The sequence below is a fragment of the Massilia sp. HP4 genome (assembly GCF_005222695.1).
Taxonomy (GTDB): domain Bacteria; phylum Pseudomonadota; class Gammaproteobacteria; order Burkholderiales; family Burkholderiaceae_D; genus Telluria.
Map to the genome: position 1 here is coordinate 1 of NZ_STGG01000047.1, position 21,620 is coordinate 21,620.

Annotated in this window: 15 protein-coding genes; 10 read left to right on the plus strand and 5 right to left on the minus strand. The window is 65.8% G+C overall.

Going from position 1 to position 21,620, the window contains the following annotated elements; genetic code table 11:
- The 8 genes from E8M83_RS16965 to E8M83_RS17000 form a co-directional block, all read left to right on the plus strand.
- On the plus strand, nt 1-1,030 hold a 1,030-nt coding region (locus E8M83_RS16965), incomplete at its 5' end, for an arginine N-succinyltransferase (protein WP_229491612.1).
- Nucleotides 1,021-2,073, plus strand: coding sequence for an arginine N-succinyltransferase (gene astA, locus E8M83_RS16970; protein ID WP_137174531.1), 1,053 nt, complete (start codon nt 1,021-1,023; stop codon nt 2,071-2,073). The genes E8M83_RS16965 and astA, both read left to right, overlap by 10 nt.
- On the plus strand, nt 2,066-3,562 hold the full coding sequence (gene astD / locus E8M83_RS16975) for a succinylglutamate-semialdehyde dehydrogenase (protein ID WP_137174532.1): 1,497 nt from the start codon (nt 2,066-2,068) through the stop codon (nt 3,560-3,562). The genes astA and astD overlap by 8 nt, the downstream gene beginning before the upstream one ends.
- A 2-nt stretch (nt 3,563-3,564) precedes the next feature.
- Nucleotides 3,565-4,905 carry an N-succinylarginine dihydrolase gene (astB, locus tag E8M83_RS16980; protein WP_137174533.1) on the plus strand — a complete coding sequence of 447 codons (1,341 nt, stop codon included), beginning with the start codon at nt 3,565-3,567 and terminating at the stop codon, nt 4,903-4,905.
- 102 nt (nt 4,906-5,007) lie between these two features.
- The gene (locus E8M83_RS16985; protein WP_137174534.1) at nt 5,008-9,702 is read left to right on the plus strand and encodes an NAD-glutamate dehydrogenase domain-containing protein; all 4,695 of its coding nucleotides are present in this window, start codon (nt 5,008-5,010) and stop codon (nt 9,700-9,702) included.
- 3 nt (nt 9,703-9,705) lie between these two features.
- Nucleotides 9,706-10,692 (plus strand): succinylglutamate desuccinylase, encoded by a 987-nt coding sequence (locus E8M83_RS16990; RefSeq protein ID WP_137174535.1) that lies wholly within the window; start codon nt 9,706-9,708, stop codon nt 10,690-10,692.
- 89 nt (nt 10,693-10,781) lie between these two features.
- A complete protein-coding gene (locus tag E8M83_RS16995) occupies nt 10,782-11,876 on the plus strand; it encodes an NADH:flavin oxidoreductase/NADH oxidase (protein WP_137174536.1) in 1,095 nt (364 codons plus the stop codon).
- A gap of 124 nt (nt 11,877-12,000) precedes the next feature.
- Entirely contained in the window at nt 12,001-12,864 is an 864-nt protein-coding gene (locus tag E8M83_RS17000) for a head GIN domain-containing protein (protein WP_137174537.1), read from the plus strand.
- Here E8M83_RS17000 and E8M83_RS17005 read toward each other — a convergent pair whose 3' ends face one another.
- A complete protein-coding gene (locus E8M83_RS17005) occupies nt 12,865-14,055 on the minus strand; it encodes a globin domain-containing protein (protein ID WP_137174538.1) in 1,191 nt (396 codons plus the stop codon).
- 247 nt (nt 14,056-14,302) lie between these two features.
- Here E8M83_RS17005 and E8M83_RS17010 point away from each other — a divergent pair, with 247 nt between their 5' ends.
- Both E8M83_RS17010 and E8M83_RS17015 read left to right on the plus strand, forming a co-directional pair.
- Nucleotides 14,303-15,784 carry an APC family permease gene (locus E8M83_RS17010; protein ID WP_137174539.1) on the plus strand — a complete coding sequence of 494 codons (1,482 nt, stop codon included), beginning with the start codon at nt 14,303-14,305 and terminating at the stop codon, nt 15,782-15,784.
- 14 nt (nt 15,785-15,798) lie between these two features.
- Nucleotides 15,799-16,473, plus strand: coding sequence for a CatA-like O-acetyltransferase (locus E8M83_RS17015; RefSeq protein WP_137174540.1), 675 nt, complete (start codon nt 15,799-15,801; stop codon nt 16,471-16,473).
- On the opposite strand, the gene E8M83_RS17020 is transcribed toward E8M83_RS17015, so the two are convergent.
- From E8M83_RS17020 to E8M83_RS17035, 4 genes are all read right to left on the minus strand, one after another.
- On the minus strand, nt 16,436-17,530 hold the full coding sequence (locus E8M83_RS17020; protein WP_137174541.1) for an alpha/beta fold hydrolase: 1,095 nt from the start codon (nt 17,528-17,530) through the stop codon (nt 16,436-16,438). The genes E8M83_RS17015 and E8M83_RS17020 overlap by 38 nt on opposite strands.
- 160 nt (nt 17,531-17,690) lie before the next feature.
- Nucleotides 17,691-19,850, minus strand: coding sequence for a S46 family peptidase (locus tag E8M83_RS17025; RefSeq protein WP_137174676.1), 2,160 nt, complete (start codon nt 19,848-19,850; stop codon nt 17,691-17,693).
- 137 nt (nt 19,851-19,987) lie between these two features.
- Complete coding sequence (gene cls / locus E8M83_RS17030; RefSeq protein ID WP_170976846.1) at nt 19,988-21,253, minus strand: cardiolipin synthase; 1,266 nt, start codon at nt 21,251-21,253, stop codon at nt 19,988-19,990.
- 82 nt (nt 21,254-21,335) lie between these two features.
- Complete coding sequence (locus tag E8M83_RS17035) at nt 21,336-21,605, minus strand: GlsB/YeaQ/YmgE family stress response membrane protein (protein ID WP_137174542.1); 270 nt, start codon at nt 21,603-21,605, stop codon at nt 21,336-21,338.
- Between the last annotated feature and the right edge of the window lie 15 nt (nt 21,606-21,620).

Consider the following 21,620-nt stretch of genomic DNA (forward strand, 5'->3'; position numbering starts at 1 on the left):
CGAGGCGATGGCCGCCATCTCGATGCCGGGCGTGCACACGCTGCCGCGCACGCGCGAAGGCATTGTCGCCGCGGTCGAGCGCTCGATCGCCTCGTTCGCGGCCCAGGTCGATATCCCGAGCGAAGAGTCGTATCTGTTCGTGCTCGAAGACCTGCAGGATGACCTGAATGCACGCGAAGTGGTCGGCACCGCCATCATCCACGCCTCGGCCGGCTCGAACGGCACCTATTTCGCCTTCCGCAACGACGTGATCCAGCAGGTCTCGCGCGACCTGAACATCAGCCACAGCGTGCACGCGCTCACCTTGTGCTCGGAGCTGACCGCGTATTCGCAGCTCTCGGGTTTCTTCCTGCGCCACCGCGACAGCGCCGGCGTCGAGGCCGCGCTGCTGTCGCGCGCGCGCCTGCTGTACGCCACGCTGGCCCCGCACCGCTTCGGCGACCGCTTCTTCGTGCCGCTGGCCGGGCGCCTCGATGCCGACGGCCAGTCGCCGTTCTGGAATGCGCTGGGCCGCAAGTTCTTCAGCATGGACTTCCTCGAAGCCGAGCGCCTGATCGAGGGCGCCCGCAACCGTACCCTGATCGTCGAGCTGATGCCGCATTATCCGGTCTACGTGCCGCTGCTGCCGGGCGACGCCCAGGCCGCGCTGGGCCAGATCCATCCGGGCGGCCAGATGGCCTTCGACCTGCTGGCGCAAGAAGGTTTCGAGGCCGACGAATACATCGACATCTTCGATGGCGGCCCGATCCTGCAGGCACACAAGAATGCGCTGCGTTCGTTCTGCGCCTCGCACCGGGTGCGCGTCGGCGCCGGCCCCGAATCTTCCCCGCGACCTGCACCTGACGTGGAACCGGTCGAGTATGCCGTGGCTGCTCTCGACAACGGTTTTCGCGCCGTGACCGTGCGCTCGGCGCCGATCGAACACGCGCACACCATCGCGCTCGCGCGCGACGTCCAGCAGGCGCTGGGCGTGACGACGGGCGACGAAGTCGTGTGCGTGCGCATCCAGGGAGAAGCCGCATGCTCGTGATCCGTTCCGCCAAACTGTCCGACCTGGACGCCCTGATCGAGATGGCGCGCCAGGCCGGCAGCGGCATGACCACCCTGAAGCCCGATCCCGAGATGCTGGGCCAGCGCCTGGCGACGTCAGAGGCCTCGTTCGCCGAGACCATCGCGCCCGAAAAACGCGACTATATGTTCGTGCTGGAGCATACCGAAGACGCCAGCATCGCCGGCGTGTGCGCGATCAAGGGCGCGGTCGGCCTGACCGAGCCGTTCTACAACTACCGCATCGGCACCCTGGTGCACTGCAGCCGCGAGCTGAACGTGTTCACCCGGATGGAGACGCTGTACCTGTCGAACGACCTGACCGGCTCGACCGAACTGTGCTCGCTGTTCCTGCTGCCGCAGTACCGCGCCGGCTTCAACGGCAAGTGGCTGTCCAAGAGCCGCTTCCTGTTCATCGCCCAGTTCTCTCACCTGTTCACCGAAAAGATCATCGCCGAGATGCGCGGCTACCAGGACGAGGCGGGCGACTCGCCGTTCTATGAAGGCCTGGGCCGCCACTTCTTCAAGATGGATTTCAACCATGTCGACGGCCTGACCGCGATCGGCAAGAAATCCTTCATCGCCGAGCTGATGCCGCGCCAGCCGCTGTACGTCGACTACCTGCCGCCATCGGCGAGCGAGGTGATCGGCAAGGTGCACACCTCGACCCAGCCGGCGCGCCGCCTGCTGGAGCAAGAAGGCATGCATTACGAGGGCTATGTCGACATCTTCGACGCCGGCCCGGTGCTGCAGGGCCGCGTGTCCGAGCTGCGCGCAGTGCGCGACAGCGTGCTGGCGGTGGCGGCCGAAGGGCTGCCCGCGGAGGATCACGATGCGGCGCCGGACACCGAGCACATGCTGGTGTCGAACACCCGCCTCGACGATTTCCGGATGATCCTGACCCGCGCCGTGCCCGGCGCCACCAGCGTGGCCCTGACGCCTGAGGAATTGATTCAGCTGCGCTGCAGCGCGGGCGACAACGTGCGTACCCTGACACTCAATACCAGGAAAAACAGCCATGGCTAATCTATCGAACTACATCAATGGCGAGTGGCTCGCCGGCAGCGGTCGCGAACTGGCCACGGTCGATCCCTCGACCGGCCGCCAGACCTGGACCAGCAATGAATCGACGCAGGACGACGTGGCGCGTGCTGCACAAGCCGCCCACGACAGCTTCGAAGCCTGGGCGCTGGCGTCGCTGGACGAACGCATCGCGGTCGCCACGCGCTTTCGCGACCTGCTGAAGGAAAACGCCGAGGAGCTGGCGGCGACCATTGCCGAGGAAGTCGGCAAGCCCCTGTGGGAAGCGCGCACCGAAGTGGCCACCATGGCCAACAAGATCGACATTTCTGTCCTTTCCTACGGCGCACGCACCGGCGAGACGGCCAGCAAGGTCGCCGACGGCAATGCCGTGCTGCGCCACCGCCCGCATGGCGTGTTCGCCGTGTATGGCCCGTATAACTTCCCCGGCCACCTGCCGAACGGCCACATCGTGCCGGCCCTGATCGCGGGTAACACCGTCGTGTTCAAGCCGAGCGAATACGCGCCGCGCACCGCCGTCAAGACTGTTCAATTGTGGGCCAAGGCCGGCCTGCCGGCAGGGGTGCTCAACCTGGTCAATGGCGGCCGCGAGACCGGCATCGCGCTGGGCCAGGAGCCGCTGGTCGATGGCGTGCTGTTCACCGGCAGCAGCCAGACCGGCGCCGCCCTGCACAAGCAGTTCGGCGGCCAGCCGGGCAAGATGCTGGCGCTGGAAATGGGTGGCAATAATCCGCTGGTGGTCTGGGACCTCAGCGACAACCCTGAAGATATCGACGCCGCCGTCCATCACACCGTGATGTCGGCCTTTATCTCGGCCGGCCAGCGCTGCACCTGCGCGCGCCGCCTGGTGATCCAGGATAACGAGGCGGGCCAGGCGTTCCTGGCACGCCTGGTCGAAGTGGCGGCACAGCTGCAGGTCGGCCCATCGAACGCCGAGCCGCAACCGTTCATGGGGCCGGTGGTCTCGAGCGCCGTGGCCGCACGCCTGGTGCAGGCGCAAGCCGATATGGCGACCAAGGGCGGCAAGATCCTGCTGCAGATGCGCCAGCTCGACACCAATGCCGGCTTCGTCACCGCCGGCATCGTCGACACCACCGATGCGCAAGGTATTCCGGACGAAGAGTGGTTCGGCCCGCTGCTGCAGGTGATCCGCGTGCACAGCTTCGACGACGCCCTGCGCGTGGCCAACGCCACCGAATTCGGCCTGGCTTCGGCACTGCTGTCGCCGAGCCAGGAACTGTGGTCGCGTTTTTCCGTCCGCGCTCGCGCCGGCATCGTCAACTGGAACCGGCCGACTACCGGAGCTGCCAGCTCGGCGCCGTTCGGCGGCGTCGGCAAGTCGGGCAACCATCGCCCGAGCGCCTATTACGCGGCCGACTACTGCGCCTATCCGGTGGCCTCGATCGAGACGGCGGCGCTGGAATTGCCGGCCAAGCTGTCGCCCGGCCTGGCCTTCCCGGGCAAGGGAGCGTAAGCATGCGTGACGCCCGCGAATTCAATTTCGACGGCCTGGTCGGCCCATCGCACAACTATGCCGGCCTCTCGTTCGGCAACGTCGCCTCGTTCAATAATGTGCGCGCGGCCTCGAATCCGCGCCAGGCCGCGCTGCAGGGCCTGGCCAAGATGCGCGAGCTGGCCGCGCGCGGCTTCGCCCAGGCGGTGATGCCGCCGCAGGGACGCCCGAACTTCCGCCTGCTGCGCAGCCTGGGCTTCTCTGGCACCGATGCAGATGTCCTCGCGCGCGCTTACCGCGAAGCGCCGGTGATCCTGGCCTGCGCCTGGTCGGCCGCGCCGATGTGGACGGCGAACGCCGGCACCGTGAGCCCGTCGGCCGACTCGCTCGACGGCCGCGTGCATTTCACCGCCGCCAACCTGAACAACAAGCTGCACCGCGCCGAAGAGCACCTGCAAGCTACCCGCACCCTGCGCGCCATCTTCGCCGATAGCAATCGCTTCGTGGTGCACGATACGCTGCCCTCGGTGCCGGCCTTCGCCGACGAAGGCGCCGCCAACCACACGCGCTTTGCCGCCAGCCATGGCGCCCCCGGCGTCGAGTTCTTCGTGTATGGCCGGGTCGAGTTCGATCCGTCGGCGCCAAGCCCGAAAAAATACCCGGCGCGCCAGACGCTGGAAGCCTCGCAGGCCATCGCCCGCCTGCATGGCCTGGACCCGGCGCGCACCGTGTTCGCCGCGCAGAATCCGGACGTGATCGACCAGGGCGTGTTCCACAACGACGTGATCTCGGTCGGCAACGGCAATGTGCTGTTCTATCACGAGCAGGCCTTCGCCGACGAGGCGGGCACGCTGGAGGCGCTCCGGCGCGCGCTGGCCGGCGTCGACACGGAGTTGCAGGCCGTGCGCGTGGACGGCAGCCAGGTGCCGGTGGCCGATGCGGTGGCCAGCTACCTGTTCAACAGCCAGCTGCTGTCCAAACCAGACGGCCGCATGGCGCTGGTGGTGCCGCACGAGTGCCGCGAGAACGCGGCGGTCTCGAACTACCTGGCCGGCCTGGTCGCCAGCGGCGGCCCGATCGACGAGCTGGTCGAATTCGACCTGCGCCAGAGCATGCGCAATGGCGGCGGACCGGCCTGCCTGCGCCTGCGCGTGGTGCTGACCGACGAAGAAGCCGCCGCCATGCACCAGGGCGTGATCATGACCGAGACGCTATATGCGCGGCTGGTCGCCTGGGTTGAACAACATTATCGCGACCGCGTCGAGCCGCAAGACCTGGCCGACCCGCAGCTGGCCATCGAATGCGCCGCGGCGCTGGAAGAACTCACACGCATCCTCGGATTGCCGGGGCTGTACGACTTGTAACGATGTAGTATCCGGACGGGAGATCCCTGTCCAGCATAAGCAGGGAAGCGCGCAAGGCCACGAGCCGATGGCGCACCAGGCACACAACTTTGGAGAAGCAAGATGAAAGACATGCCCAACGATTTGCGCAACCAGACGCTCGCCCTGGTCGGTGCAAACCAGTCCGCCAACAGCGCCCAGGTCAATGCCCTGATCGCCGCCTGGCTCGGATCGCTCGACGACGAAGACCTGGCCGGCACCGCGCCGCACAGCCTGGCTCCGGTGCTGGTCGAGGGATTCTCGCAACTGGCCCAGCGTACCGGCCCCGGCGCCCAGATCGCCAACATGCGCTATTCGGACGGCCGCGGCGGCACCGCCACCGCACTCCTGATCCTGAATGACGACCGTCCTTACCTGGTCGACTCCTTCGTCATGGCTTTGCGCCGCGAACGCATCACCGCCGCCGGCGTGATGAACGCCGTGCTGGCGGTGCGCCGTGACGCGCAAGGCGCGGTGGTGGCCGTCGGCGAAGCCGGCAGCCCGCTGGAATCGATCGTCCTGTGCCTGCTGAACGACGAGCTGCAATTCGAAGAGCTGGACAAGCTGACCGCGCGCCTGCGCATGGTCGCCAACGACGCCGCCACCGTGCAGCGTGACGCCGTCGCCATGGGCGACCGCATGACGGCCGTCGCCGCCGCCGCCGCTGCCGCCGGCACCCCGGAAGGCCAGGAAGTCGCGGCCTTCCTCGAGTGGGCCAAGAACGAAGGCTACGAGCCGTTCGGCTACGCCTACTACGTCGTCAAGCCGGGCGCGCGCGAACTCGAACGCGACATCCCGAGCCGCATCGGTGTGCTGAAGGACACTGACCATCCGGTCTACGGCACCTGCCTGGCCAGCATCCCGGGCGACTTCGAGACCCTGTCGCTGCGCGCCGAGAACCTGTCGATCGTCAAGGCCGACGTCGCCGGCACGCTGCACCGCGATGCGCCGCTGGACTTCATCGGCGTGCGCGACCTGGATGCGCAAGGCAAGATCCTGGGCGAGCACTGCTTCATCGGCCTGTTCACCCGCGCCGCCACCTCGACCCCGCTGGCGCGCCTGCCGTTCGCGCGCGGCCGCGTCGCGCGCGTGCTGTCCATCGCCGGCGTGCGCCAGGAAGGCTTCCGCGCCGAGAAATTCATCGAGATCCTCGAATCGCTGCCGCGCACCGAAGCGCTGGAAGCCGAGCCGGAATGGCTGGCCGAGGTCTGCGGCGCCGTGGTCTCGCTGTACAAGCAGCCGCGCGCGAAAGTGTTCGCGCGCCGCGACGTCTACCAGCGCCACCTGAACGTGCTGGTCTACCTGCCGCGCGAGCGCTTCAGCAATGCCGTTGCATCGAGCCTGGCCGCTGCCCTCAAGGACAGCTCGGGCGCGCGCGAGGTCGACGTCCAGACCCTGGTGGCCGATGGCCCGCTGGCGCGCGTCTACCTGACCGCCCACGCCGCGCGCTACCCGCTCGACCTGGAAAGCGACATCCAGCGTCCGCTGCTGGGCGTGCTCGATGGCTGGCACGACCGCTTCGCCGAGTTGATCAACTCGGTCGACGAGAGCCGCCAGCGCAGCCTGATGCGCAAGATCGTGCCGACCCTGCCAGTGAACTTCGTGGCCGCCACCGCGCCCGAAACCGCGTTCCGCGACGTGCATGCGCTGCTCACCAAGTGCCGCCCGGACCGCGTGACCGCGCGCATCGAACACGATGACGCCGCCGGCGCCTCGATCCGCCTTTATTCGAGCGAGACCGTGCCGTCGCTGTCGCGCATCCTGCCGGCGCTGCAGAACGCCGGCATCGCGGTCGACCGCGAGCAGACCTACCGCCACACCGGCCTGGATGGCGTGCGCCGCTACGTCAGTGCGCTGACGGTCGATGCCGAGAGCGCGGCCAAGCTGGCCAAGCCGGGCATCGCCAACGTCGCCGAAGAGTTGTTCAGCGCCCTGTTCAACGACGAGGCCGAAGACGGCCGCATGAACGGTCTCACCATCGAAGGCGGCCTGGCGCTGCGCGAAGTGCAGCTGGTGCGCGCCTACATCAGCTACTGGCGCCAGCTCGGCTCCAAGTTCTCGGTGCGCTACATGGCCGAAACGCTGCGCACCCAGCCTGCGCTGGTCAAGGAATTCGTCGCCGGCTTCCTGGAGCGCTTCGACCCGGCCCTGAGCGAAGAGCAGCGCAACGAAGGCAGCACCAGGCTGGCCACCCTCAAGACCGGCCTGCCGAGCGTGAACCACGCCGACACCGAAGAGATCATGGGCGCGCTGGTCGACCTGGCGCTGGCCACCGTGCGCACCAACTACTTCCAGAACAGCGGCGAGAAGATCATCTTCAAGGTCGACACCAGCAACCTGGCGCTGGCGCCCGAGCCGCGTCCATTCCGCGAGATCTATGTGTTCTCGCGCCGCTTCGAAGGCGTGCACCTGCGCGGCGGCCCGGTCGCCCGCGGCGGCCTGCGCTGGTCGGACCGCATGGAAGACTACCGCACCGAGGTGCTGGGCCTGGTGAAGGCGCAGATGGTCAAGAACGCCGTCATCGTGCCGGCCGGCTCGAAGGGCGGTTTCGTGTGCAAGCAGATGCCTGCCGGCGCCCCGCGCGAAGTGGTGGCGGCCGAAGGCGAGGCATGCTACCGCCTGTTCATCGCAAGCCTGCTCGAAGTGACCGACAACCGCGTGCAGGGCGAGATCGTGCCGCCGCCAGCGACCGCGCGCCATGACCAGGACGACCCCTACCTGGTGGTGGCGGCCGACAAGGGCACCGCGACCTTCTCGGACATCGCCAACAGCATCGCGGTCGAGCGCGGCTTCTGGCTGGGCGACGCCTTCGCCTCGGGCGGCTCGAACGGCTACGACCACAAGAAGATGGGCATCACCGCCAAGGGCGCGTTCGAAGCGGTCAAGCGCCACTTCTACGAACTGGGCCACGACCTGGCCAACAATCCGATCACCATGGTCGGCGTGGGCGATATGTCGGGCGACGTGTTCGGCAATGGCGTGCTGCTGTCGCGCCAGTTGAAGCTGGTGGCGGCCTTCGACCATCGCCATATCTTCCTGGACCCGACCCCGGATGTCGAAGTCTCGTTCAAGGAACGCGAGCGCATGTTCGCGCTGCCACGCTCGTCGTGGGAAGATTATGACCGGAGCCTGATCTCGGCGGGCGGCGGCGTGTATCCGCGTAGCGCCCGTTCGATCGAGCTGTCGCCGCAGATCCGCGAAGTGCTGGGCATCGAAGAGACCTCGCTCCCTCCGCAGGAACTGATGCACCGCATCGTCAAGGCGCCGGTCGACCTGTTCTACAACGGCGGCATCGGCACCTATATCAAGGCTTCGACCGAGACCCACGCGCAAGTAAAGGACCGCGCCAACGACGGGATCCGCGTCGACGGCAACGAACTTCGTTGCAAGGTGGTGGCCGAAGGCGGTAACCTGGGCGCGACCCAGGCCGGCCGCATCGAGTTCGCCCTTAGCGGTGGCCGCATCTTCACCGATGCGATCGACAACTCGGCCGGCGTGGATTGCTCGGACCACGAAGTGAACGTCAAGATCTGGCTCGACACCGAAGTCAACGCCGGCAAGCTGCCAGAGAATGACCGTAACCGCATCCTGAACGAGATGACGGGCGAGATCGAGCGCCTGGTCTTGCGCGACAATACGCTGCAGACCCATCTGCTGACCCGCGAAGTGCAGGCGCAGGCCAATAGCGCGGTGGTCGACGGCTACATTGCCCTGATCGGCAACCTGGAAGCCGAAGGCGCGGTCTCGCGCGAGCTGGAACAACTGCCGGCGGACGTCGAACTGCAGCGCCGCAAGTCGCTGGGCCTGGGCCTGACGGCGCCGGAACTGGCGGTGGTCATTGCCAACGTCAAGAACCGCTTCAAGCGCACCCTGGCGGCGCTCGACCTGACCTCTGAAGTGTGGGCCGACTCGCTGCTGCGTCCTTACTTCCCGGCGCAACTGGTCGCGACCCGCGATCCGCTGGATCACCCGCTGGCCAATACCATCCTGGCCACCGTGCTGGCCAACGAGGCGGTCAACCGCTGCGGCCCGTTGATGCTGCGCGACCTGGCGCTGGAACACCGCATCGATGAGACCGAAGTGGTGAAGGCCTGGGCCCGCGCCTGGGCGGCCCTGCACCTGGCGCCGGTATTCGAGGCGCTCGACCACGATGCGCTGGTGGTGCCGCGCGACGTGTCGGTTTCGGTCGACAACCGCAGCCGCGCCATGCTGCGCGCCACGGTCGAAGGCGTGCTGTCGCTGCCGGCCAATTCGGAAGGCCTCAAGGAGCTGTCGACCCTGTTCGCCGAAGCGGACGCGAGCCAGGCGCCGCAGATCCGCTCCGAAGCCGACGGCCACACCGGCCTGCCGGTGCCGTTCGCGGCGGCCTGGAAGGCGGTCGAGATCATCGAATCGCAGGCCTCCTTCCTGTTCGCGGCGGTGTCGGTGCAGCGTCCGGGCGGCATGACCCTGCTGCAGTTCCTGCAGATCGGCACCGTGCTGCGCCAGAAGGTCGGCATCGACACGCTGGAGCTGGGCCTGAAACTGCCGGCGCAGAGCAAGTCGCAAGAGCAGCTGCGCAACTATGCGCTGCAGTCGCTGCGCCGCGCCCAGCAGCGCCTCCTGCTGCAGGTGATCGAGCGTGCAGGTAGCAATGGCAGCAATATGGAAGCGGCGGTGGAAGAGGTGATGGCTGCGCGCGGCCTCTCCGGCTTCGCCCAGCCGGCCGACCTGGAGCAGGCGATGCTGGATGTGTGGGCCTTGTCCGAAGGCTTGAACCCAGAACGCCTGGCGGCCTGAGTCGTGAGCGCATTGCCCGAAGCAGTGCGCGCGCTGGCCGAGGCGGACTTCGCCTCGGTCGCGCAGCGCTTCCAGGATGCCGGCTTCGCGGTTGCGCAGCCGGCATCCGGTGTGCTGACCGTGAAGTCGACGACGCCCGATCCGGCGCGCGCCAGCGTGCTGGTGTCGGTCGGCGTGCATGGCGACGAGACCGGGCCGATCGAGATGGTCGCGTACCTGGTCGAGGCGCTGTCGCGTACCCCGGATGCGCTGGCGGTGGACCTGATGCTGTGCGTCGGGAATATCGACGCGATCCGGCTCGGCAAACGTTTTGTCGACGCGGACCTGAACCGGATGTTCCGTCTCGAGCGCGGCTCGCTGGCCGGCACCTTCGAGGCGGGACGCGCCGACGTGCTGATCGCGGCCACCCGCGCCTTTTTTGACGGCAGCGGCCCGCAGCGCTGGCACTTCGACCTGCATACGGCGATCCGGCCTTCGCACTACCCGATGTTCGCGATCGTGCCCGAGCTGATCGAAGACACGGCGCGCACAGGCCTGGTCGACTGGCTGGGCGAGGCCGGCATCGGGGCCGTCATCATGAACCCGGCTTCGGCCGGCACCTATAGTTACTTCACCTGCGAACACCTGGGCGCGGCCGGCAGCACGGTCGAGCTGGGGCGGGTCGGCACGCTGGGGCAGAACGACCTGTCGCAGTTCGCCGATGCGTCGAAGGCGCTCGACCGTTTGCTGCGCGGCCAGCCTGCTGGAGAGGCGAAGGCGGCGCCGCACGTGTTCGCGACGGCGCAGTCGATCATGAAGCTGTCCGACGCATTCACCATGCGCGTGGGCCGCGAGACCTGGAACTTCACGCCGATGAAGCAGGGCGAGGTGATCGCCTCCGATGGCGACACGGTCTATACCGTGCAGCGCGACGAGGAACTGGTCGTGTTCCCGAACCCTGACGTGCGGGTAGGATTGCGCGCCGGGATCATGGTGGTGCGCATCAATTAAAGAAGAGCGAGCCGCGGCTCGCTCTTTTGCCGCCTGCACGAATCCGTCCGCCGGGCTAGACTGATGATCCTCGATCTGCAGGAGTCATCATGAGCATGCTCTTTTCCCCGTATTCCCTCGGCGCGCTGGAGCTGTCCAACCGCATCGTGATCGCCCCGATGTGCCAGTATTCCGCCGCCGATGGCTTGCCCACCGACTGGCATATGATCCACCTCGGCAGCCTGGCGCTGTCCGGCGCCGCACTCCTGATCCTGGAAGCGACCGCCGTCGTGCCGGAGGGGCGCATTTCGCCTGAAGACCTGGGCCTGTGGTCGGACGAGCACGCGAAAGCGCTCGAGCCGGTGGTCGCCGCGATCCGCCGTCATTCCCCGATCAAGCTGGGCGTCCAACTGGCCCATGCCGGCCGCAAGGCCTCGACCGAAGTGCCGTGGGAGGGTGGCGGCAACATTCCGCTCGACCAGCCGCGCGGCTGGCAGACCGAAGCCCCGTCCGCCGTGCCGCATGCGGACGGCGACACGGTGCCGCTGGCACTGGACGCCGCGGGCCTGGCGCGCGTGAAGGATGCCTTCGTCGCCGCCGCCCGCCGCGCCCATGCGCTCGGCCTGGATGCGATCGAACTGCACGGCGCCCACGGCTACCTGCTGCACCAGTTCCTGTCGCCCCTGGCCAACCAGCGTGACGACGAGTATGGCGGTTCGCTGGAAAACCGCATGCGCTACCCGCTCGAGGTATTCGCCGCGGTGCGCGCCGCCGTGCCGTCGATGACGGTCGGGATGCGCATCTCGGCCAGCGATTGGGTCGAAGGCGGCTGGGACCTGGAGCAGAGCGTGCGCCTGGCCCGGGAATTGGCGCGCCTGCAGTGCGACTTCATCCACGTCTCGAGCGGCGGCGTCTCGCCGCACCAGCAGATCGCGCTGGGAGCGGGCTACCAGATCGGCTTCGCCGAGCGCATCAAGGAAGAATCCGGCCTGCCGACCATCGGCGTGGGCCTGATCACCGAAGCGCAGCACGCGGAAACCATCCTGCAGAAAGGCCAGGCCGACCTGATCGGCCTGGCGCGTGCCATGCTGTTCGATCCGCGCTGGCCCTGGCATGCGGCGGCCGAACTGGGCGACCAGGTATTTGCGCCACCCCAGTACCTGCGTTCGCAGCCGCGCGAGTACAAGACGCTGTTCGGCAGCTGACTGGTTCGCGCCGTCCATGCGCAGTCCAGGCCCTCTTTTTTGCAGTTTGTCGCATGCAGATGGCGGTAGAAAAGGGGGATTGTTAGAGTGCCATCACTCGAACAACAAACCTGATTGGACTGCCATGCGTACCCTCATTGCCCTCGCTTCCCTTGCAGCACTCACCGGCTGCGCCATCATCGTCGCGCCAGGCGACGGCGATACGCGCGTGCACACCGCGTGGAGCAGCGATGCGAAGGAAGGCAACGGCATCGCCGCGCGCGACCAGCGCGAGGTCAAGGCACTGCCGGCCATCAGCGTGAGCGGCTCGCTGCCGGTCGAGGTGCGCGTCGGCCCGGCGCCGTCGCTGGTCGTCGAGGCGGACAGCAACCTGCTGCCGCTGATCGTCACCGAGACCAAGGGCGACACCCTGCGCATCTATTCCGAAAAAAGCCTGCGTAGCAAGAGCCCGCTGCGCATTGTGTACACCACGCCGCGGCTGTCTGAAGTACGTGCCTCGGGCGCCACCCGCGTCGAGGTCGAAGGCTTGAGCGGTGCGCCGCTCGACGTACGCAAGAGCGGTTCGTCCGACGTGCGCCTCTCCGGCAAGGTCGACAGCCTGAACGCGCGTTCGAGCGGGTCGGGCCTGCTCGATGCAAGCCGGCTGCAGGCCGACGGTATTGACGCGACCCTGTCGGGATCGAGCCGTGCGCGCCTGGGTGAAGTCAAGGGAGACCGCGCGCGCGTGGAGCTGAGCGGTTCGAGCTCGCTCGACGCCAGCGGCGGCGCGGTGCGCTCGCTGAGCGCCCGCGTGAGCGGCTCGGCCAACGTCGACCTGGCCGGGCTGCAGACGATGGACGCCGACCTCGGCGCCAGCGGTTCGGGCGGCATCCGCGCCACCGTCAAGCAGTCGCTGTTCGCCCGCACCTCGGGCTCGGGCGGCATCCGCGTGTATGGTCACCCGGCCCAGCGCAGCATCACTGGCGACCGGGTGCACCTGCTGGATTGATTACAACAGATTATCCAGCAGGTCAGGGCCGAACACTTCGCGGTGGATGCGGCTGGCCGGCGTGCCGGCTTCCAGCAGCGCACCCCACTGCGCCTGCATGAACGGCAACGGTCCGCACATATAGACGTTGGCCTCGGTGCGCGGCCACGACGGCAGGCGCGCCAGGTCCATGAAGCCGGGCAGGGTGCCTGGAGCGTTGCCTTCTTCATGGAAGGTCACCACCTGCAGGTTCGGCATGCGCGCCTCGGCGGCGGCAATGTCTGCCTGGTGCGGATGATGCTCGGCGCTGCGCGCGGCATGCGCGAAGACTACGCGGCGCTGCGGGTTGACCAGGGCGATACGGTTCAGGGCGCCGATCATCGGGGTGATGCCCACGCCGGCCGACAGCAGCACCACCGGCTCGTCGGACTCGGTATCCGGCAAGAAGTCGCCGAACGGATGGCTCACCTGCAGGATATCGCCCACTTCCACGTTCCGGTGCAGCCAGTTCGACACGGCGCCGGCCGGGATATTCTGGTTGCCTTCCTCGCGCTTGACCGAGATGCGCATCGAATCCAGGCCCTGGGCATCCGACAGGCTGTACTGGCGCAGCTGGCGGAATCCGTCGTCGAAGATCGCTTCCACGCTCACGTACTGGCCGGCCTTGAACGGCGGCAGCGGTTGGCCGTCCTGCGGCACGAAGCGGATCGACAGCACGTTCTCGCTTTCGCGGACGACTTCGGTCACCCGCATCGCGCGCAGGTAGCCGGCCTCGATGCGGGCATCGGCATACAGCTTCGTTTCGGCGTCGATGAAGACCTTGGCCAGTGAGCCATAGGCTTCTTCCCACGCCTTCATCAGCGGATCGACGGCGGCGTCGCCCAGGGTCGACTTGATCGCGCCGAGCAGGTGGAAGCCGACGATCGGGTAGTGGGCGGCGGTCAGGCCCACCGAGACGTGCTTGTGGACGATACGGTTCACCACCGGGCCGAGGGCGGCGGCATTGTCGATATTGGCCGCGTAGGCGAACAGCGCCGAGGCGAGCGACTGCTGCTGCACGCCGCTGGCCTGGTTACCCATATTGAACAGATTGGTCAGCTCCGGGTGGGCCTTGAACATATTGGCGTAGAAGGTTGTCGTGATGGCCGGACCGTGCTGGCGCAGGACGGGAACCGAGGCGTCGATATAGGGGCGGGAAGCTGCAGAAATCATGGGAGTCCTTATTAGATGCAGTTTAAAAGCATGTTTTAATGCCAAAAAAAAGCCCGCCTGATGGTCTGTGTTCGCGGGCTACGGTAAGTCGACGGAAGAAATTCTATCAAAGATGCGCAGCGAATGCACCTTATTTAAACTATTTATTGCGGGGGAGGCGGAGTCCCCTATAATCGCTCCTTCATTTTGAGACTGACGAGCTGCGGCTGCCGAGCCGCGATCGCCAACGCGCATTGAAGGACTCGCCGTGAACCAGACCCTGGGCCAGAAGCTGTTACGTACCAAATCGGCAGTACCGCATCATGAGGAAACCGCCAGCGTCGGCGTCGCCGGCGCCGTGCCCGGCCTGCATCGCTCGCTCGGCCTGTTCCCCCTGACCATGATCGGCGTCGGCGCCACGATCGGCACCGGCATCTTCTTCACGATGGTCGAGGCGGTGCCGAAGGCCGGTCCGGCGGTCGTGCTGTCCTTCCTGCTGGCCGCGCTGACGGCCGGCCTGACGGCCTTGTGCTACGCCGAACTGGCCGGCCGCGTGCCGGCCTCGGGCTCGTCGTATTCCTTCGCCTACGCCACCGTCGGCGAATTCGCGGCCTTCATCGTCGCCGCCTGCCTGCTGCTCGAATACGGGTTGGCCGCCAGCGCGACCTCGATCGGCTGGTCCGACTACCTGAACAACTTCCTGCTCAATGCCTTCAACTGGCAGATACCGGAACAACTGCGTTCCCCGATGTTCGTCTCGGACCACCATAACGTGACCTTCCATCCGGGGAATATCAACCTGCCGCCGATCCTGCTGGTGATCATGTGCGGCTTCCTGCTGGTGCGCGGCGCCAGGGAGTCAGCCACTACCAACGCCATCATGGTGATCATCAAGCTGGCGATCCTGGTGTTCTTCTCCGCCATCGCCTTCACCGGCTTCGACGCCAATAACTTCCAGCCCTTCTTCAATATGAACGAGGCCTCGGGCTATGCCGGCATGGCCGGCGTGACCGCCGCCGCCGGCACCGTGTTCTTCTCCTTCATCGGCCTGGACACCATCGCCACCGCCGGCGAAGAAGTGAAAGACCCGCGCCGCAACGTCCCGATCGGGATCCTGGCCGCGCTGATCATCGTGACCGTGTTCTATATGCTGGTCGCGGTGGCCGCCATGGGCGCCCAGCCGGCCCATCTGTTCGAGGGCCAGGAGGCCGGCCTGGCGGTGATCCTGCAGAACGTGACCGGACAAGCCTGGCCGGCGCTGGTGCTGTCGGCCGGCGCCGTAGTCTCGGTGTTCTCGGTGACCCTGGTGACGATCTATGGCCAGACCCGCATCCTGTACGCAATCAGCCGCGACGGCCTGATCCCGCAGGTATTCCAGAAGGTGAGCGCGCGCACCCAGGCGCCGGTCAAGAACACCATGATCGTATGCCTCGTGGTGGGCCTGGTGGCCGGTAGCGTCGACTCCACCTTCTTGTGGGATATGGTGAGCATGGGCACCTTGACCGCCTTCATGGTGGTCTCGATCGCGGTGCCGGTGATCCGCAAGCGCCAGGGCGCGGACGCGCCACCGGGCTTCCGCGTGCCCTTCGGTCCCTACGTGGTCCCGGGCCTGTCGGTGCTGGCCTGCCTGTACATCATGAAAGACCTGTCGCCTGCCACCTTCCGCGTCTTCTTCATCTGGATGGGGGTAGCCGTGGTGGCCTACTTCGCCTACGGCATGCGCAACAGCCGCCTGAACAAGGCACAGTAAGAAGGACAACCGCGATGGACAAATTCGAACAGCGGCGCGACCGTTTCGCGCTGTTCGACGGCATGGACAGCCCGTCGGTCAACCTGTGCTTCCCGCTCGAGCTGCCCGATTTTCGCCCGTGGTGCAAGGCACAGGGCCTGGCCCCGTTCCACGTGCTGCTGTGCGCGGTGCTGCGCTCGGTGCTCAGGATCGAGAACTTCCGCTACCGCATCGTCGACGGCGAAGTGATCCGCATCGAGCGACTGATCCCGTCGTTCACCGTCAAGAACCAGAACGACGACCTCAATTTCGCCACCTTCGACTGGTCGGACGACCTGCGCGAGTTCGTCGCGCGCGGCCGCGCCGCCGGTCTCGAAGCGGCGAACATGACCGGGCTGAACGGGCGCTACGCCACCCTGTCGCCGCGCGACGCCAAGGACCAGGTCTTCGTCACCTGCATCCCCTGGCTCGAGTTCACCTCGATCCAGCACCCGACCACGCGCCTGGTCCGCTCCGATATTCCCTCGCTGGCCTGGGGCCGTTTTCGCGATGGCGCGGACGGCAAGCTGGTGCTGCCGTTCTCGGTGCAGGCCCACCATGGCTTCGTCGACGGCTTCCACATCTATTCGCTGGGCCAGCAGATAGCTAGCGAACTGTTGGCGATGATGCGGCCTACTTCACCAGCGGCCGCACATACTCCAGCAGGCTGACCAGGGTCTTGCCCGGCTCTTCCCAGGGCGCCATATGGGCCGAGCGCTCGAACCACACCGCTTTTTTCGACGGCGCCTCAACTTGCGCCAGCCAGGCCTCGGTCGGCGCGGTCGGCGTCGTGTAGTCGTGCCGGCCCAGGAACATCACGACCGGAATCGGAAACTCTTTCACCTTTGAGTAATCGACGTCGACGAATTCCGGCAGCAGCCGGCCCAGCGAGAGCAGGCTGCCGGCGTTGATGGCCTTGACCTGGTCCATCGTGTAATCGGGAGAGAGAAGAGGACCCTTGAAGAAGTAGGTCGATTCGCTGCGGTAGGCCGACAGCCCGCCGTAGTGCTGCGGCCACTTGCGCGCCGCCACGATGCGCTCGCGCGTGATCGGCTGGTCGCCCGGGTAGGGCGCGATCGCCTGCAACTCCTTGAGCGCTTCCTTGTCGTCGTGGATCCTGGCCTGTTCCAGCGCGTACTCGAAGCTGATGCGCTCGTTCTCGCGGGTACTGATCACCTGGCCGATGCCGACATAGGCATGGAACAGGTCCGGGCGTTTGATTGACGCCGCCATCGAGATCACGGTGCCCCAGCTGTGCGCCATCAGCACCAGCTTTTGCTTGCCGTAGCGCCCGCGCAGGTGTTCGGCGACCTCGATCAGGTCGTCGACATAGCGTGCGATGTGGATCGTCTCGCCCACGATCGCCGGATCGGTCTCGCCATAGGTCTTGCCGGCGCCGCGCTGGTCGTAGTGCGCGACCGTGAAGAATTCCTCGATCGGCCGCTGGAACTGCCACATGGTCGGCACGATGGGCGACGCCGGGCCGCCATGCACGAACAGGATCATCGGATTGGCGCGGTCCTGGCCGCGCACATTGATCCATTGGTCGATGCCGCCAATGCGGGTTGTATAGGACTCTTGCAGGCCGTGCGGCGCCACGATGCGCTGCAGGTCTTCGACCGCGGCGCGGGCGCCGGCCAGGGTCTTGGCATCGAGGCTCTCTTGCGCCGCGGCGCTCGCGCACAGCATGCCCAGCGCGGCCAGGCAGCCTATCAGGGTGTGTTTCATCTCGCTCTCCCGAACTTGTATGACGCCAGTGTAGCGAGCACCTTGCAACGGGTCGCGGCGCGCGCGATAGACGGGCGAAACAGCGGAATGGACTGCACGAACGCTATGAAAAAAGGCCGCGCCCCTTGCGGTGGCGCGGCCCTTCGTGGAGCAGGAACGATTACAGCGCGTTCATCTCTTTCAGCAGATTATCCGCCTTGTCGACTTCCTTCATATTCCACAGCATGTAGCGGGTGTCGACCTGGATCGCGCGGGTCATCTTGTTGTTGAAGTCCCAGTCCGAGATGATCGAATCCAGGGTGCCGTCGAAGGCCAGGCCGATCAGTTCGCCCTTGGCGTTCAGCGCGGCCGAACCCGAGTTGCCGCCGGTGATGTCCAGCGTTGCCAGGAAGTTGACCGGCAGGGTCTTGAGCTTCGGATCGACGTACTTGCCGAAGTTCTTGGCCTGGATCGCGGCCAGCTGGTTGTCCGGCGCATCGAATTCGCTTTCGCCCGTGTGCTTGGCGGTCACGCCCGAGACGGTGGTGAAGGCGGTCCAGCCGGTGGTGCCGTCGGCGCCCACGTCGCGGCCCGCGATCTTGCCGAAGGTGACGCGCAGCGTGCTGTTGGCGTCCGGGTAGACGGCCTGGCCGCGGCTGTTCATGTAGGCGATCTTGGCCTTCATGTAGTTGCCGTAGGCTTGCTGGATCTTGCCGGCCGATTCTTCGCCTTTTTCTTCATCCTTGATGTCGGCGTCGTACATCGCGACCGCGGCCTTGATGAAGCTGTCGTTCGAGGCCTTGAACTCGGCCGGCGACTTCTTGAGCCAGGCGGTGCGCTCCTCCTTGCTGGCCAGCTTGGAACCGGCATAGATGCGGTCCAGCGCCGACTTCAGATCGGCTTCGCTCATGCCCGGCTTGATGCCCAGTGCGGCGTCGAACGCTGCGTCATGCTCGGCGGCCGGCTGTGCGTTGTATTGCTTCAGGAAGTTCAGCACCAGCGCCTTGTCGACTTTTTCGTCGTAGGTGCGGTCCTGGCCTTCGACGACCGAGGTCAGGCGCGGCAGGTCGCGATCCTGGTAACCGGTCTTGCGCTCGGTGTCCGGCTTGGCGCGTTCGTTGGCCAGGCGGTACAGGGTGCGCGCCGAGCTCAGGAACTTCGGCTGCGCATAGGTCAGGAAGAAGCCTTTTTTAGTGCCAGCGTCGCGCTCGGCGATCAGCTTCTCGGCCGCTTCGATGTCGGCGCCGTATTGCGCCTTGCGCGATGCGTCGGCATTCACCCAGGCCTTCAGTGCATTGTGCTCGGCGGTCTTGCGCTGCAAGAAGTCGCTGCCCTGGTACGAGACCAGCATGCCCTTGCGGTTCTTGTAGTAGTTGTTCACGCCTGCGATCTGGCCGGCGTATTTCAGCTTGGCGGCCGGGTCGTTCCTGGTCTCGCGGTCGATGATGGCCAGGGTCTCGCCCGAAGCCTGCACGAAAGCCGGGTAGTTCCAGTCGAAGGTGAAGGCCACTTCGGACGGCAGGCGGTGGCGGTTGGTGCGGCCCGGGTAGCCCAGCACCATCACGAAATCGCCTTCCTTGGCGTGGTCTTGCGCAAGCTTGATGACGTGCTTCGGCTTGTACGGGACATTGTCTTTCGAGAACTCGGCCGATTTGCCATCGCGGCTGACATAGGCGCGGTAGAAGCCGTAGTCGCCGGTGTGGCGCGGCCACATCCAGTTGTCGGTGTCGCCGCCGAACTTGCCGATGCCGTTGGCCGGCGCGTGCACCAGGCGCACGTCGCGGATCTCGAGCTGCTTGATGCGATAGAACTCCAGGCCGCCGTAGTAGCTGGCCACGGTGCAGCGGTAGCCGGCGTCCTGCTCGCAGGCCGCCACCAGGGTCTTCTGGTTCTTCTCGATGGCGTCGATGCGGGCCTTGCCGGTCAGCTTGGCCACTTCTGGCGTGATGACCTGGTTGCTGACGTTGGTGACTTCATCGGTGACGAAGATGCGGCTGCCCGGCGAGGCAGGCAGTTCCTCGGCCATGGTCTTGGCCAGGAAGCCGTTGGTGAGCAGGTCGCGTTCAGGGGTCGAGTTCACGGCGATGCTGCCGTAGACGCAGTGGTGGTTGGTGACCACCAGGCCTTGCGGCGACACGAAGGAAGCCGAGCAGCCGCCCAGGCTGACGATGGCGCCCATCGGGAACTCGGTCAGGCGGGTCAGGTTGGCGGGATCCAGCTTGAGGCCGGCGGCTTTCAGTTGCTTGGCTACTTGTGGCAGCTGTTGCGGCATCCACATGCCTTCGTCCGCGTGCGCGGCGAAGCTGCTCAGGATGGCGAGCGAGAGAAGAGTTTTTTTCATGCGCGTGTGATCTGGTTGGGAAGGGATACTCATGAAATTCTGGAGCGTCCATGAGTATGGTAATCCCATGATGGATCGTCAACCGCTATTTCGACCGCGCAAGCAAATTCCGCATTTCCCGCTTTTTGCCGTGTTTACTACAGCTGTTTCTGGACCAGCGATGCCGCCCAGGTGGCAAAGCGCTGCCACACGGTGCGCTTGGCGAACTTGTGCTCGGTGACCGGCGTGGCGCGGGCCCAGTCCTGTTCGTAGATCTCGCTCATCTGCGCCGCGAATGCCTCGTCCATCACGTTCAGGTTGGCTTCGTCATTGATGCTGAACGAACGGTTGTCGAAGTTGGTCGACCCGACCGAGACCAGCAGCTTGTCGACGATCAGCGTCTTGACGTGGTACATGGTCGGCTTGTACTCCGAGATCTGCACGCCGGCATCGAGCAGCTCGGGCCAGCGGTCGCGCGAGGCGGCTTTCACCAGGTCCGAATCGATGATCGCGCCCGGCGTGATCAGCCGCACCCGCACGCCGCGTTTCGCGGCCGCGATCAGGGTGCGGATGGTCAGGTCGTCCGGCACGAAATAGGCGGCCGACAGGTCGATCGTCTCGCGCGCGGCGGTGATCGACATCAGGTACATCAGGTGCATGCTCTCGCTGCCGCCAGTCGGCGAGCTCGAGAACATCTGGGCCGGCATCGTGCCTTTCGGCTCGAGCGCAGGGAAGTAGTCGGGGCCATCGAGGACGCTGCCGGTGGCCTTGGTCCAGTTATCGTTGAACACGGCCTGGATCTGGCCGACCACCGGGCCTTCTATGCGAAAGTGGCTGTCGCGCCAGTGATTCTCGTCTTCGGCATTGCCACGCCACTGGTCGGCGATGCCGACCCCGCCGGTAAAGCCGATCTTGCCGTCGATAACCAGGAGCTTGCGGTGGGTGCGGTTGTTCATGCGCGCCAGCTTCCACCAGACCGGCTTGTGGTAGCGCTGCACGCGCACGCCGGCCTTCTTCATCTCGTCGACCAGTGCGTTGTCCATCTTCATGCTGCCCATGAAGTCGAGCATGACGTGGACTTTCACGCCGGCGCGGGCGCGCTCGGACAGCGCATCGGAAAATTCCTTGCCGATGGATTCGGACCAGTAGATATACGTCTCGAGATTGATCGATTTCTCGGCCTGGCGGATCGCGGCCAGCATGGCGGGAAAGATCTGGTCGCCATTGATCAAGGCCTCGACCTTGTTTCCTTCAAGAATAGGGGGACCCAGCAGCACACCCATCGAGCGGCGGAATTGCGGGTCGCGGGTATCGTACTGCCGTGTCAGTTGCCGTTCGATCTGCTTTTCGCTCGGCATGAAATTCAGCGCCAGCACGCCAAGCACCAGCGTCGCGGCGATCGTGATCAACACTGTCCAGAACATTTTTTGGCTCATCAATAAAACCACAGAGGAAAAAAAACCAACGCACGCGGCGTTGGTTTTTACAGGTTGCGTTCCGCGTGCATTAACGAACGCGACCGCGGCGCAGCAGATTCACGATGGCCAGCAGGATGACCGCGCCCAGGAACGAGACCAGGAGCGAAGCGACACTGAAGTCGTCTGAATTGATGGTGCCGCTGCCAAACAGCGGCGACAGCAGCCAGCCGCCCAGGAAGGCGCCCACGATACCAACGACAACGTTAAGAATGATGCCTTGCTCTGCGTCGGTTTTCATGACCATGCTGGCAAGCCAGCCCAGGATGCCGCCGACGACGATCCAGATAATGAATAACATGGTTGCTTCCTCCTC

Excerpts from the sequence above, each read along its gene's own strand:
- astA (WP_137174531.1), top strand. The coding sequence starts at position 1,021 with ATGCTCGTGATCCGTTCCGCCAAACTGTCCGACCTGGACGCCCTGATC.
- astD (WP_137174532.1), top strand. The coding sequence starts at position 2,066 with ATGGCTAATCTATCGAACTACATCAATGGCGAGTGGCTCGCCGGCAGC.
- astB (WP_137174533.1), top strand. The coding sequence starts at position 3,565 with ATGCGTGACGCCCGCGAATTCAATTTCGACGGCCTGGTCGGCCCATCG.
- E8M83_RS16985 (WP_137174534.1), top strand. The coding sequence starts at position 5,008 with ATGAAAGACATGCCCAACGATTTGCGCAACCAGACGCTCGCCCTGGTC.
- E8M83_RS16995 (WP_137174536.1), top strand. The coding sequence starts at position 10,782 with ATGAGCATGCTCTTTTCCCCGTATTCCCTCGGCGCGCTGGAGCTGTCC.
- E8M83_RS17000 (WP_137174537.1), top strand. The coding sequence starts at position 12,001 with ATGCGTACCCTCATTGCCCTCGCTTCCCTTGCAGCACTCACCGGCTGC.
- E8M83_RS17005 (WP_137174538.1), bottom strand. The coding sequence starts at position 14,055 with ATGATTTCTGCAGCTTCCCGCCCCTATATCGACGCCTCGGTTCCCGTC.
- E8M83_RS17015 (WP_137174540.1), top strand. The coding sequence starts at position 15,799 with ATGGACAAATTCGAACAGCGGCGCGACCGTTTCGCGCTGTTCGACGGC.
- E8M83_RS17020 (WP_137174541.1), bottom strand. The coding sequence starts at position 17,530 with ATGAAACACACCCTGATAGGCTGCCTGGCCGCGCTGGGCATGCTGTGC.
- E8M83_RS17025 (WP_137174676.1), bottom strand. The coding sequence starts at position 19,850 with ATGAAAAAAACTCTTCTCTCGCTCGCCATCCTGAGCAGCTTCGCCGCG.
- cls (WP_170976846.1), bottom strand. The coding sequence starts at position 21,253 with ATGTTCTGGACAGTGTTGATCACGATCGCCGCGACGCTGGTGCTTGGC.
- E8M83_RS17035 (WP_137174542.1), bottom strand. The coding sequence starts at position 21,605 with ATGTTATTCATTATCTGGATCGTCGTCGGCGGCATCCTGGGCTGGCTT.